The organism is Microbacterium sp. ARD31, from assembly GCF_031844425.1.
Genome location: NZ_JAUZVE010000003.1, coordinates 67,842 through 80,854, shown reverse-complemented (window position 1 = coordinate 80,854; position 13,013 = coordinate 67,842). Strand labels below are relative to the sequence as shown.

At 71.6% G+C, this 13,013-nt stretch carries 13 protein-coding genes and 1 tRNA gene; 10 read left to right on the top strand and 4 right to left on the bottom strand.

The window, feature by feature from the left end:
• The first annotated feature begins 2 nt into the window (after nt 1–2).
• The 6 genes from Q9S36_RS10865 to Q9S36_RS10840 are packed head-to-tail and all read left to right on the top strand — an operon-like array spanning nt 3 to nt 6,472.
• A complete protein-coding gene (locus tag Q9S36_RS10865; RefSeq protein WP_311285158.1) occupies nt 3–1,493 on the top strand; it encodes a fumarylacetoacetate hydrolase family protein in 1,491 nt (496 codons plus the stop codon).
• Entirely contained in the window at nt 1,475–2,173 is a 699-nt protein-coding gene (locus Q9S36_RS10860; protein ID WP_311285157.1) for a GntR family transcriptional regulator, read from the top strand. The genes Q9S36_RS10865 and Q9S36_RS10860 overlap by 19 nt, the downstream gene beginning before the upstream one ends.
• 22 nt (nt 2,174–2,195) lie before the next feature.
• Nucleotides 2,196–3,707 carry a 5-carboxymethyl-2-hydroxymuconate semialdehyde dehydrogenase gene (hpaE, locus tag Q9S36_RS10855; RefSeq protein ID WP_311285156.1) on the top strand — a complete coding sequence of 504 codons (1,512 nt, stop codon included), beginning with the start codon at nt 2,196–2,198 and terminating at the stop codon, nt 3,705–3,707.
• Between the two features lie 28 nt (nt 3,708–3,735).
• Complete coding sequence (hpaD, locus tag Q9S36_RS10850) at nt 3,736–4,884, top strand: 3,4-dihydroxyphenylacetate 2,3-dioxygenase (protein WP_311285155.1); 1,149 nt, start codon at nt 3,736–3,738, stop codon at nt 4,882–4,884.
• A gap of 17 nt (nt 4,885–4,901) precedes the next feature.
• Nucleotides 4,902–5,687, top strand: coding sequence for a fumarylacetoacetate hydrolase family protein (locus tag Q9S36_RS10845; protein WP_311285154.1), 786 nt, complete (start codon nt 4,902–4,904; stop codon nt 5,685–5,687).
• Nucleotides 5,672–6,472, top strand: coding sequence for an HpcH/HpaI aldolase/citrate lyase family protein (locus Q9S36_RS10840; protein WP_311285153.1), 801 nt, complete (start codon nt 5,672–5,674; stop codon nt 6,470–6,472). Before Q9S36_RS10845 ends, Q9S36_RS10840 begins: the two co-directional genes overlap by 16 nt.
• A gap of 46 nt (nt 6,473–6,518) precedes the next feature.
• Here the strand turns inward: Q9S36_RS10840 and Q9S36_RS10835 are convergent.
• Nucleotides 6,519–6,609: transfer RNA gene (locus Q9S36_RS10835), tRNA-Ser, on the bottom strand.
• A gap of 145 nt (nt 6,610–6,754) precedes the next feature.
• Between Q9S36_RS10835 and Q9S36_RS10830 the strand changes: the two genes are divergently transcribed.
• From Q9S36_RS10830 to radA, 4 genes are read left to right on the top strand one after another with little or no spacing between them, the layout of a single operon-like run.
• Complete coding sequence (locus Q9S36_RS10830; RefSeq protein ID WP_311285152.1) at nt 6,755–7,120, top strand: DUF429 domain-containing protein; 366 nt, start codon at nt 6,755–6,757, stop codon at nt 7,118–7,120.
• A gap of 49 nt (nt 7,121–7,169) precedes the next feature.
• Nucleotides 7,170–8,546, top strand: a complete 1,377-nt coding sequence (locus Q9S36_RS10825; protein WP_311285150.1) for an MFS transporter — start codon at nt 7,170–7,172, stop codon at nt 8,544–8,546.
• Between the two features lie 53 nt (nt 8,547–8,599).
• Entirely contained in the window at nt 8,600–9,553 is a 954-nt protein-coding gene (locus tag Q9S36_RS10820; RefSeq protein WP_311285149.1) for an L-lactate dehydrogenase, read from the top strand.
• 53 nt (nt 9,554–9,606) lie between these two features.
• Entirely contained in the window at nt 9,607–10,965 is a 1,359-nt protein-coding gene (radA, locus tag Q9S36_RS10815) for a DNA repair protein RadA (RefSeq protein WP_311285148.1), read from the top strand.
• A gap of 26 nt (nt 10,966–10,991) precedes the next feature.
• Here radA and Q9S36_RS10810 read toward each other — a convergent pair whose 3' ends face one another.
• The 3 genes from Q9S36_RS10810 to Q9S36_RS10800 form a co-directional block, all read right to left on the bottom strand.
• Nucleotides 10,992–11,393 (bottom strand): dehydrogenase, encoded by a 402-nt coding sequence (locus Q9S36_RS10810; RefSeq protein ID WP_217529765.1) that lies wholly within the window; start codon nt 11,391–11,393, stop codon nt 10,992–10,994.
• 291 nt (nt 11,394–11,684) lie between these two features.
• A complete protein-coding gene (locus Q9S36_RS10805; protein ID WP_311285147.1) occupies nt 11,685–12,404 on the bottom strand; it encodes a hypothetical protein in 720 nt (239 codons plus the stop codon).
• 45 nt (nt 12,405–12,449) lie between these two features.
• Nucleotides 12,450–12,962: an amino-acid N-acetyltransferase gene (locus Q9S36_RS10800; RefSeq protein WP_311285146.1), complete on the bottom strand. Its 513-nt coding sequence runs from the start codon at nt 12,960–12,962 to the stop codon at nt 12,450–12,452.
• Between the last annotated feature and the right edge of the window lie 51 nt (nt 12,963–13,013).

Genomic DNA, 13,013 nt, shown 5'->3' with positions numbered 1-13,013 from the left:
TCATGACCCACGACATCGAACCGACGACCCCCGTCGATCCGCGTTTCGCCGCCCTTCCTCAGCGCCCGGGCAAGATCGTCGCCGTCCACCTCAGCTACGCCTCGCGCGCCGACCAGCGCGGACGCCGCCCCGCCGCGCCGTCCTACTTCCTCAAGCCGTCGAGCTCGCTCGCCGCGTCGGGCGACGAGATCGAGCGACCCGCCGGCACCGAGCTCCTCGCCTTCGAGGCCGAGGTCGCGCTCATCATCGGCACCGATGCGCGCCACGTGGGCGCGGCGGAGGCGTGGGCGCACGTCGGGTGGGTCACGGCATCCGACGACTTCGGTCTCTACGACCTGCGCGCGAACGACCGCGGCTCGAACGTCCGCTCCAAGGGCCGCGACGGGTACACGCCGATCGGGCCGCACCTCATCGACGCCCGCCAGGTCGACCCCGGGGCGCTGCGTGTGCGCGCCTGGGTGAACGGCGAGCTCGCGCAGGACGACACGACCGCCGACCTGATCTTCCCCTTCGCTCAGATCGTCGCCGACCTCTCGCAGCACATGACCCTCGAGCGCGGCGACGTCATCCTCACCGGCACCCCCGCCGGGTCGTCGGTGGTCGTCCCCGGCGACGTCGTCGAGGTGGAGGTGGATGCCCCGGATGCCGCCGGTGCCCCCTCGTCCGGCCGCTTGCGCACGACGGTGATGCAGGGTGAGCGGGCGTTCGACCCCGCCCTGGGTTCCCTCCCCGCCGCCGACGACCTGCAGCGCGCCGAGGCATGGGGCTCGCGCGAGGCCGCGGGTCTGCCCGCGCCGGGGCTCGACCCGGAGCTCCGCGCGAAGCTCGAGCGGGCACCCGTCGCCGGGCTGTCGCAGCAGCTGCGCAAGCGCGGCCTGAACAACGTCACGATCGACGGCGTCCGTCCCCTCCACCCGGGTGCGAAGCTCGTCGGGCTCGCCCGCACCCTCCGCTTCGTCCCGAACCGCGAGGATCTCTTCGACTCCCACGGCGGCGGCTACAACGCGCAGAAGCGCGCGTTCGACGCTGTCGGCGAGGGCGAGGTCATCGTGATCGAGGCCCGCGGCGAGTCCGGCTCGGGCACGCTCGGTGACGTCCTCGCGATCCGCGCGCACGCGCGCGGGGCGGCGGGCATCGTCACCGACGGCGGCGTCCGCGACGTCGACGCCGTCTCGGCCGTCGGCATCCCGGTGTACACCGCCGGTGCGCACCCGGCGGTCCTCGGCCGCCGTCACGTGCCGTGGGATGCCGACGTGACGATCGCGTGCGGCGGTACGACGGTGCAGCCCGGCGACGTCCTCGTCGGCGACGCGGACGGCGTGATCGTGATCCCCCCGGCGCTCGCCGCCGAGGTCGTCGACGCCGCGCTGGAGCAGGAGATCGAGGACGGCTGGATCGCCGAGCGCGTCGCCGAGGGCCACGCGGTCGACGGACTGTTCCCGCTCGCGGGCGAGTGGAAGGACCGGTACCGCGCATGGCGGGCGACGAACTGACGGCGTCGGCGGATCTCAGCAAGTCGCAGCGCGCCTATCACTGGGTGAAGGAGCGCATCGCCTCGCAGGAGTTCACGCCGGGCTACCGCCTCGTGCTCGGCACGATCGCGGGCGAGCTCGGCATGAGCGTCGTGCCCGTCCGCGAGGCGGTCCGCCAACTCGAGGCCGAGGGGCTCGTCACGTTCGAGCGCAACGTCGGCGCCCGCGTCTCGATGGTCGACGACACGCAGTACCGCTTCAGCATGCAGGCCCTGTCGATCCTCGAGGGCACCGCGACCGCCCTCGCCGCGCGCCGCCTCACCGCCGACGACCTCCGGCTCGCCCGCGAGACCAACGAGCGGATGATCCAGTCGCTCAGCGACTTCGACCCGCACTCGTTCACGCGGCTCAACCAGGTGTTCCACGCGACGCTCTACGCCAAGTGCGCGAACCCGCGGATGCTGGAGCTCGTCGAGTCCGAGTGGGCGCGTCTCGGGCACCTTCGCGACTCGACGTTCAGCTTCGTCCCGGGGCGTGCGCAGGAGTCGGTGCGCGAGCACGAGCAGATCGTCGCGCTCATCGAGCGCGGCGCGCCGCTCGGCGAGATCGAGCAGGCGGCCCGGCGACACCGCTCCGCGACGCTCGACGCCTACATGATCCACGAACACCCGGGCGAAGCGCTCGGCCTCCCCAACTTCTGACCCTCGAGCAAGGACGCACGACATGACGGATCCCACCCTCGCGGCCCCGCACACGCCCGCGGACCTCCCCACCCGCATCCAGCACTACATCGACGGCGCCTTCGTCGACTCGCAGGACGGCGACACCTTCGACGTGCTCGACCCCGTGACGAACCGGGTGTACCTGCAGGCCGCGGCGGGCAAGAAGGCCGATGTGGATGCCGCCGTCGCGGCCGCGCGTCGCGCGTTCACCGACGGCCCGTGGCCGCGGATGCTGCCGCGCGAGCGCTCGCGCGTGCTGCACCGGATCGCCGATCTCGTCGAGGCGCGCGACGAGCGCCTCGCGGAGCTGGAGTCCTTCGACTCGGGCCTGCCGATCACGCAGGCGCTCGGGCAGGCCCGCCGAGCGGCCGAGAACTTCCGCTTCTTCGCCGACCTGATCGTCGCCCAGTCCGACGACACGTTCAAGGTGCCGGGCCGGCAGATCAACTACGTCAACCGCAAGCCGATCGGCGTCGCGGGACTCATCACTCCCTGGAACACGCCCTTCATGCTCGAGTCGTGGAAGCTCGGCCCCGCGCTCGCCACGGGCAACACCGTGGTGCTGAAGCCCGCGGAGTTCACGCCGCTGTCGGCATCCCTCTGGGCGGGCATCTTCGAAGAGGCGGGACTGCCGCAGGGCGTCTTCAACCTCGTCAACGGTCTCGGCGAAGAGGCCGGCGACGCGCTCGTGAAGCACCCCGACGTGCCGCTCATCTCGTTCACGGGCGAGAGCTCGACGGGGCAGCTGATCTTCGCGAACGCCGCGCCCTGGCTCAAGGGCCTGTCGATGGAGCTGGGCGGCAAGAGCCCCGCGGTCGTCTTCGCCGACGCGGACCTGGAGGCCGCGATCGACGCGACGATCTTCGGGGTGTTCTCGCTCAACGGCGAGCGCTGCACGGCGGGCAGCCGCATCCTCGTCCAGCGCGAGGTGTACGACGAGTTCGTCGAGCGCTACGCGGCGCAGGCCGCGCGGGTCAAGGTCGGATTCCCGCACGACCCGGCCACCGAGGTCGGCGCGCTCGTGCACCCCGAGCACTACGCCAAGGTCATGTCGTACGTCGAGCTCGGCAAGACCGAGGGTCGGCTCGTCGCCGGCGGCGGCCGGCCCGACGGCTTCGACGACGGCAACTTCGTCGCGCCGACCGTGTTCGCCGACGTGCCGCCGACGGCGCGGATCTTCCAGGAGGAGATCTTCGGCCCCGTCGTGGCGATCACGCCGTTCGACACCGACGACGAGGCCCTCGCGCTCGCGAACGACACGAAGTACGGGCTCGCCGCCTACATCTGGACCAACGACCTCAAGCGGGCGCACAACTTCTCGCAGGCCGTCGAGGCCGGAATGGTCTGGCTGAACTCCAACAACGTGCGCGACCTCCGCACCCCGTTCGGCGGCGTCAAGGCCTCGGGCCTCGGGCACGAGGGCGGATACCGCTCGATCGACTTCTACACCGATCAGCAGGCCGTGCACATCACCCTCGGCAAGGTGCACAACCCGACCTTCGGCAAGAACTGACCTCCCTCACTCACGCAAGGACGCTGACATGAGCCACCGCGACGACATGACCCTCACCTCCTCCGGCTTCTGGGTGAGCCAGGAGTCCCCCATCCGCTCCGACAACCCGATCCCGACCCCCTCCTCGCCCGCCCCCGACGTGCTGCGCTGCGCGTACATGGAACTGGTCGTCACCGACCTCGCGGCATCCCGCGTCTTCTACGTCGACATCCTGGGGCTCCACGTCACCGAGGAGGACGACGAGGCGATCTACCTGCGCTCGACCGAGGAGTTCATCCACCACAACCTCGTCCTGCGGCAGGGCCCGATCGCCGCCGTCGCCGCGTTCTCGTACCGGGTGCGCTCGGCCGAGGACCTCGACAGGGCGGTCGCGTTCTACTCCGAGCTGGGGTGCGACGTGCGGCGCGAGCCGAACGGGTTCACGAAGGGCATCGGCGACTCGGTGCGCGTCGTCGACCCGCTCGGCTTCCCGTACGAGTTCTTCTTCGCGACCGAGCACGTCGAGCGGCTGTCGTGGCGGTACGACCTCTACAGCCCCGGCGAGCTCGTCCGGCTGGACCACTTCAACCAGGTGACGCCCGACGTGCCGCGCGCCGTCAACTTCATGCAGTCCCTCGGCTTCCGCGTGACGGAGGACATCCAGGACGAGGAGGGCACGGTGTACGCGGCGTGGATGCGGCGCAAGCCCACCGTGCACGACACGGCGATGACCGGCGGCGACGGTCCCCGCATGCACCACGTCTGCTTCGCGACGCACGAGAAGCACAACATCCTCGCGATCTGCGACAAGCTCGGCGCGCTGCGGCGGTCGGACGCGATCGAGCGCGGCCCCGGCCGTCACGGCGTCTCGAACGCGTTCTACCTGTACCTGCGCGACCCGGACGGGCACCGCGTCGAGGTCTACACGCAGGACTACTACACCGGCGACCCCGACAACCCCGTCGTCACGTGGGACGTGCACGACAACCAGCGCCGCGACTGGTGGGGCAACCCCGTCGTGCCGAGCTGGTACACGGATGCCTCGCTCGTGCTCGACCTCGACGGCAACCCGCAGCCCGTCGTCGCCCGCACCGACTCGTCCGAGATGGCGGTGACGATCGGCGCCGACGGCTTCTCGTACACGCGCGCGCCCGAGGCGGCGGGCGATGGCGAGTTCAAGCTCGGCAACCAGCTCTGAGGCGCGGAGGAGACCGGATGCTGCCCCCCGAGACCATCGCCGCCATCGCCGCCGAGCTCGCCGAGGCCGAGCGCACGCGCGGGATGATCCCCCGCATCACGGCGCGCTACCCCGACGCCACCGTCGAGGACGCCTACGCGATCCAGGGCGTCTGGCGCGACCGCAACATCGCCGCCGGGCGCTGGCTCGTCGGACGCAAGATCGGGCTGACGAGCAAGGCCATGCAGCAGGCGACGGGGATCACGGAGCCCGACTACGGGGTGATGTTCGACGACACGGTCTACCGCTCGGGCGACGAGATCGAGGCGGCGCGGTTCTCGAACGTGCGCATCGAGGTCGAGCTCGCCTTCGTCCTGCGCGAGCCGCTCGAGGGGCCGGGCTGCACGCTCGAGGACGCGCTCGCCGCGATCGACTACGCCGTCCCGGCGCTCGAGGTGCTGAACTCGCACATCGAGCTCGAGGGCCGCACGATCGTCGACACCATCTCCGACAACGCGGCCTACGGCGCGATGGTCCTGGGCGACGTGCACAAGCGTCCCGACGAGATCGACCTGCGCTGGGTGCCCGGTGTGCTCTCGCGCAACGGCGAGATCGAGGAGACCGGCGTCGCCGCGGGCGTCCTCGGCCATCCCGCGACGGGTGTCGCCTGGCTCGCGAACAAGTTCTCGCAGCACGGCGCCCGGCTCGAGGCGGGCAAGATCATCCTCGCCGGGTCGTTCACCCGGCCGATGTGGGTGTCGGCGGGCGACGAGGTACGGTGCGAGTACGGCCCGATGGGGGAGATCACATGTCGCTTCGTCTGACCCCGACCTTTCGCGCCGCGCTGGCGCAGTCCGACCGTCCGCTGGCCGGCATGTGGGTGTGCTCGGGTTCGCCTCTCGTGGCCGAGATCTGCGCGGGCACGGGCCTGGACTGGGTGCTCATCGACATGGAGCACGCCCCGAACGGGCTCGAATCCGTCCTCGCCCAGTTGCAGGCCGTCGCCGCCTACCCGGTGACCCCGGTCGTGCGGGTGCCCTCCGACGATGCGGTCGTGATCAAGCAGGTCCTCGATCTCGGCGCGCAGAACCTGCTCGTGCCGATGGTGTCGTCCGCCTCGCAGGCCGAGGCGGTCGTCCAGGCGGTGCGATATCCCCCGCGCGGTCGGCGCGGCGTCGGGTCGGCGCTCGGGCGGTCGGCCCGGTGGAACCGGGTCGAGGGATACCTCGCCGACGCCGACGAGCACGTATCGCTGTTCGTCCAGGTCGAGACGGCCGAGGGCGTCGAGGCCGCCGGGGCGATCGCCGCGGTGGACGGCGTGGACGGTGTCTTCGTGGGACCGAGCGACCTCGCGGCATCCCTCGGTCTGCTCGGTCAGCAGACGCATCCCGACGTCACCGCCGCCGTTCTGCGGGCCTTCGCCGCGGTGACGGGTGCCGGCATCCCGGTCGGCGTCAACGCGTTCGACCCCGAGGTCGCACAGTCCTACGTCGACGCCGGCGCCGACTTCGTGCTCGTGGGGGCTGACGTCGCCATGCTCGCCCGCGGGTCCGAGGCGTTGGCCGCACGCTGGTCGCAGGCCGGCGACGAGGAGCGCGCGGGTTATTGAGACCTTCTCCGGAAAGGGAAAAACCCCCGACTCGCGGGGGTTTTTCTGGCGGTGACGGTGGGATTTGAACCCACGGTAGGGGGTTACCCTACACAACTTTTCGAGAGTTGCACCTTCGGCCGCTCGGACACGTCACCGTCGTCCAGTTTACGACACGAGAGCGGATGCCGCGAACCGGCGCCCCCTCGCGCTTCGCCGAGGCGTCGCAGATGGTCGCTTCCCGCCCGCGATGGCGACCATCTGCGACGTCTCGGCGCACCGGCGGGCGGGTAGCGTCGGCGTGTGATCACCACGGGAGTCGACCTCGCGGCGCAGCCCGCGCGCGCCGCCGCGCTGCGCACCTGGCGCGTCGACGTGACCGGCTACAAGACGGATGCCGCGGCCCGCGTCGCCGCGACGGCGGACCTCCTCGACGCGGCGCCGTGGCTCACCCTCTCCCCCGCGCAGCGCGCGCTGATGGAGGCCTCCGACGACGCGTTCGACGCCGTGGTCGCCGCGCTCATCGCCCGCGCACACGCGGTCCGCGCGACGCATCCCGTCCCACCCGCCCGCACCGCGCGTGCCCGCCGCGAAGGCTGGATCGCCCTACCCGCGACCCCCCTCACCGTTCTCGACCCGACGCGAACCGTCGCTTCCACCCCCGGGTGACGACCGTTCGCGTCGGCTCGGCGGCGGCGCACGGGTCTACGGTGAGCCTGTGAGCGCATCGACGACCCCGCGATTCGGACTCATCGTCGCGATCGCCGCCCTCGCCTCGGCGGTCGCCTTCCTCGACGGCACGATCGTGAACGTCGCCCTGCCCGCGATCGGCGAGGAGCTCGGCGGGGGCCTGTCGACGCAGCAGTGGACGGTGGATGCCTACCTCCTCACCCTGAGCTCGCTCATCCTCTTCGCCGGTTCGGTGAGCGACGCGTTCGGCCGCGTCCTGGTGCTGCGCATCGGACTCATCGGGTTCGGCATCGCTTCGATCGGCGTCGGGCTCGCCCCCGACCCGAACGTCCTGATCATCGCGCGGGCGCTGCAGGGCGCGGCGGGGGCGTTCCTCGTCCCGAGTTCGCTCGCACTCATCACCTCCCTCTTGAACGGTCCCGGGCAGGCGCGGGCGATCGGTCAGTGGACGGCGTGGACGACCGCCGCGAACCTCGCGGGCCCCCTTCTGGGCGGACTCTTCGTCGACCTGCTGTCGTGGCGGTTCGCGTTCCTCGTGCAGATCATCCCGATCGCGATCACCTTCGTCCTGCTCGCCCGCCTCGGGCACATCGACCACCGCCGCGACGACGCGCACCTCGACCTCGTGAGCGCGACCCTCTGCACCCTGGGACTCGGCGGGGTGGTCTTCGCCCTCATCGAGCAACCGAACCTGGGGTGGGGTCATCCGGCGATCTGGATGCCGCTGGTCGCCGGCATCGTCATGTTCGCCGCGTTCCTGCTGCGGCAGCGGACGGTGCGCTCGCCGATCCTCCCGCTCGACATCTTCCGCGTGCGGAACTTCTGGACCGGCAACCTGGCCACCCTCTTCATCTACGCCGCGCTCACGCTCAACGGGTTCGTCGTCGGCGTCTACCTTCAGCAGGGCGCGGGGCTCAGCGCCACCCTCGCCGGCCTCGCCAGCCTTCCCGTGACCGTCGCCCTGATCGCGTTGAGCTCGGTCGTCGGCGGGTGGACCAACCGTTTCGGGCCGCGCCTGTTCCTGACCGTCGGCCCGCTCGTGATGGCGGTCGGCTCGCTGATGCTGCTCGCCGTCCGCGAGGACTTCGACTACGGGACGCAGGTGCTCCCCGGGCTCGTCGTGTTCGGCCTGGGCCTCGGCGTCACGGTGTCGCCGCTGACCTCGACGATCCTCGGCGCGATCGGCGGGGAGCGCTCCGGCATCGCCTCGGCGACGAACAACGCCGTCTCCCGCATAGCGGGACTCGTCGTCATCGCGATCCTCGCCGTGATCATCGGCGGATCGCTCGACCTCGACGGGTTCCACCGGGCGGCGTGGGTCACCGCGGTCCTCATGGCCGCGGGCGCGGCGGTCTCGTTCCTCGGCATCCGCCGGCCTGCGACGAGAGAGGCGCAGCCCGCCTGATTTCTCCGGCCCGATCCGAGCCACCCGCACCCGCCGGCTGCCACACTGGCGGTATGAGCCTCATCGAGAACTCGAAACTCACCGTCGTCGGCGCGGGAGCCGTGGGGTCGAGCGTCGCCTACGCGGCCCTCATCCGCGGGTCGACCCGCCACGTCGCCCTCTACGACATCGCCGCCGAGAAGGTCGAGGCCGAGGTGCTCGACCTCGCCCACGGCGCGCAGTTCACCGGCTCGAGCGACATCTCCGGCGGGGCCGACATCTCGGTCGCCGCCGGTTCCCACGTCGTCGTCATCACCGCCGGCGCCAAGCAGAACCCCGGGCAGACCCGCACCGAGCTCGCCGGTGTCAACGCCGGCATCCTGCGACGGATGCTGCCGCAGCTGCTCGAGGTCGCGCCGAACGCCGTCTACGTCATCGTCACCAACCCGTGCGACGTGCTCACCGTCATCGGTCAGGAGGTCACGGGCCTTCCGCCCGAGCGGATCTTCGCCTCGGGCACCGTCCTCGACACGTCGCGCCTGCGGTGGAAGCTCGCGCAGCGCGCGGGGGTGTCGACCTCCAGCGTGCACGCCTACATCGTCGGCGAGCACGGCGACACCGAGTTCCCGCACTGGTCGCGCGCGACGATCGGCACCGTCCCGATCCTCGACTGGCAGCCGCCCGACGGCCAGCCCGCGTTCACGACCGAGGAGCTCGACGCCATCGCGGTCGACGTGCGCGACGCCGCCTACAAGGTCATCCAGGGCAAGGGAGCGACCAACTACGCGATCGGTCTGTCGAGCGCGCGGATCGTGGAGGCCATCCTCGGCGACCAGCACGTGGTCATGCCGGTGTCGACGGTGCTGAGCGATTTCCAGGGCGTCGACGGCGTCGCGCTCTCGGTGCCATCGGTCGTCAGCAGTGCGGGCGCCCGGCCCATCCTCGAGACCTCGTTCTCGGCCGATGAGCTGGCGCTGTTCCACCGCTCGGCGGAGGCGCTGCGGACCGTCGCGACGTCGCTGCACTGACCGGGATCACGCCTGCCGGCGGCGATGTCGGATGCCGCAGCTAGCCTGTCGGCATGGCTTCACGACGTCCCGCCCCGACCGCCGCCTTCCGGTGCACGGAGTGCGGATGGACCACCGCGAAGTGGGTCGGCCGGTGCGGCGAGTGCCAGCAGTGGGGCACGGTCGTCGAGGCCGCCACGCAGACCGGGATCACGGCATCCGTCACCCCCGTGACGCCCACGCGCAGCGCGCGGCCGATCACGCAGATCGACACGCGGGAGACCCCCCGCCGCGCCAGCGGCGTCGGCGAGTTCGACCGGGTGCTCGGCGGCGGCATCGTCCCCGGCGCGGCGATCCTGCTCTCGGGCGAGCCGGGTGTCGGCAAGTCGACCCTGCTGCTCGAGGTCGCCGCCCAGAGCGCCCGCGCCGGCCGTCGCGTCCTCTACGTCAGCGCCGAGGAGTCGCTCAGCCAGGTGCGCCTGCGCGCCGAGCGCACCGGAGCGCTGCACGACGAGCTGTACCTCGCGAGCGAAACCGACCTCGCCACGACGCTCGGGCACGTCGACGACGTCCGTCCCGACCTGCTCATCGTCGACTCCGTGCAGACGGTGTCGTCGGGCCTCATCGACGGCGCCGCCGGTCAGCCGAGCCAGGTGCGCGAAGTGGCATCCACCCTCATCCGCGTCGCAAAGGAGCGCGACCTGCCCGTCGTGCTCGTCGGCCACGTGACCAAGGACGGTCAGGTCGCGGGACCCCGCATCCTCGAACACCTCGTCGACGTCGTCTGCCACTTCGAGGGTGACCGGCAGACGTCGCTGCGGTTCGTGCGGGCGCTCAAGAACCGCTTCGGCGCCACCGACGAGGTGGGCTGCTTCGACATGGCGGGCGACGGCATCGCCGAGGTGCCCGATCCCAGCGCACTCTTCCTCAGCAACCGCCCCAGCGAACCCGGCACATGCGTGACCGTCGCCCTCGAGGGGCGCCGCGCGCTGCCGGTCGAGGTGCAGGCCCTCACGCTCCACACGTCGGCACCCAACCCACGCCGCATCGTGAGCGGCGTCGACGGCGCGCGGGTCGCGATGGTGCTCGCCGTCCTCGAGAAGCGGGCCGGCATCAAGCTGTCGGACCAGGACGTCTACGTCTCGACCGTGGGCGGGGTGCGGTTGACCGAGCCCGCCGCCGATCTCGCCATCGCGCTCGCGATCGCGAGCGCCACCACCGAGCGCCCGAACCCCGAGAAGCTCGCGGCGATCGGCGAGCTCAGCCTGTCGGGCGAGATCCGCCGCGTCACGCAGCACGACCAGCGCCGGTCCGAGGCCACCCGTCTCGGATACCGGGCGGTCATCGACGCCGGCGCGGGCACCCTGCGCGACGCCCTGGCTCAACGGGCGCGCCACCACCGCCCACGATCGGACGACCGCCCCGACTTCTGACGGCGGTCAGACCTCGAGCGCGGCGGTCAGGCCTCGAGCGCGGCGATCACGTCCGCGGGAGCGGCCTGCATGGGGTGCGGCCCGGCGATGTCGAAGAACACCGTCGTGATCTGCTCGCCGTGGGTGCCGAGGAACGCGCGCAGCCACGCCGGGGACTGCAGCCCGACCCCCGGCGGCAGGGATGCCGGCTTGTTCGCCGCGTCACTGAACAGCAGCAGCGCGACGTCGCCCGTGGCGGGGTCGCGGTAGGTCCAGACCTCCCCCGCGTCGCGGGGATCGTCGCGCGCACCGGGGCGCAACAGCGGCACGACCGTCGGTCCGTGCCGCAGTGCGAACGCCAGCGCCGCCATGTCCTGCGTCTGGAGCGCATCGGCGAGCTGCGTGTTGCGGAACTCGAGCGGCTTCTTCTCGCGCTTCTTCCCGGCCATCCCCCCAGCCTACGGCGGCGCGGGCCGGCCCGGCGAGACGTCAAAGGGCCCCCTCGAACTCCCCATTGGGGACTGGAGAAGTCGAGAGGGCCCATCACTCACCGGCGGCGGGGGGGGATCCGATCGCCACACCTCTGGGGGTCGGTGTGGCTCCGTTGCTGGGGCCAACGGGGAAAGCCGCCGGGAGCTGCCCCCAGGGTACGCGGCGAGCGCGAGGCGGCGACAGGGCCCCACCCCGCGAGATCATGAGAATCCTCTCAGAATCTCCTCCGCGCGCGGGGCCGGAGCGGGTCAGCGGATCGTGAACGAGGCGGGTTCGACCGAACCGATCCCGCCGATCGAGACCGCGAGGTTATACCACCCGGGCAGCGCCTTCTGCCGGTCGCCGTCGCAGGTGTCGACGGACGAACGGGTGCGGTCCCACACGATCGGCGCCGCGCTCGTGACGGTCTGACCGGCATCCAAGGTGACGACCTGGTCGCTCGGCTCGGTCTGGCAGTCCGTCGACCGCCACCAGGTGTCGCTGCCGCTCGTGATCTCGAACGTCTGAGCCGCCGTCCCCACATTGATCAGGCACGGCAGGTCGGTGTCGTTGACGAGCCGGATCGACAACTGCGGCAGCTCCCCCGTCCCGTAGGAGCTCTTGTCGACGACGGCGCTGACCGTGACGTCGCCGGTCGTGCACGGGGCGGCCGCGGGTTCGCCGTCGTGCTCCGCCCCGGTGTCACCGTCCGCCGACGAGGTGACGCGCGGCGTCGGCGTCCCTGACGCGGCGGCGGAACCGCTCGGCGTCGGCGAGGAGCCGGCGCCCGGAGAAGTGGAGGCCGGGGAAGCGGATGCCGGAGCCCCGGCCGTCGGCTGCGGCGCGGCATCCGCCCACGCCCGCCAGGGCTGCCACGCGACCACCGCGACGATGCCGCCCACGATCAGGAGGGCCAGCAGCACGACGGCGAGCCGACGACGCCGGTACACGGCGGGTGTCGGCTTGCGGCGGCGGGTCGGGCTGGTCACGGATCCAGGGTACGCACGGGTCCCCGGCCCGCCCGCCCGGCGCGCCTACAACTGCTTGAGCATGCGGGTGTTGCCCAGGGTGTTGGGCTTGACGTGCGCGAGGTCGAGGAACTCGGCGACACCCTCGTCGGGGCTGCGCAGCAGCTGCGAATAGACGTCGGGGTCGACCACCTGTTCACCGATCTCGGCGAACCCGCGTCGCGAGAAGAACGGCACCTCGAAGGTGAGGCAGAACAGCCGGCTGAGCCCCAGCGCACGGGCGTTGTCTTCGAGCAGGTCGACGACCGCGCCGCCGACGCCCCGGTGCAGCCAGTCGTCGGCGACGATCAGCGTGCGGATCTCGCCGAGGTCCTCCCACATGACGTGCAGGGCGCCGCATCCGACGAGCCGGTCGCCGGCCTCGGCGACGACGAACTCCTGCACGGTCTCGTACAGCGTGACCCGCTCTTTGCCCAGCAGAATCCGGCGCTGCACCCACGGCTCGAGCAGTTCCTGGATGCGGGGGACGTCCGACGTCCGCGCAGGTCGCACGGTGAATGTGGCGTCCGATCCCGTCATGCCTTCCACTGTATTCGCCCGGCACCGGCGGGAACGCGCGGATCGACCGCG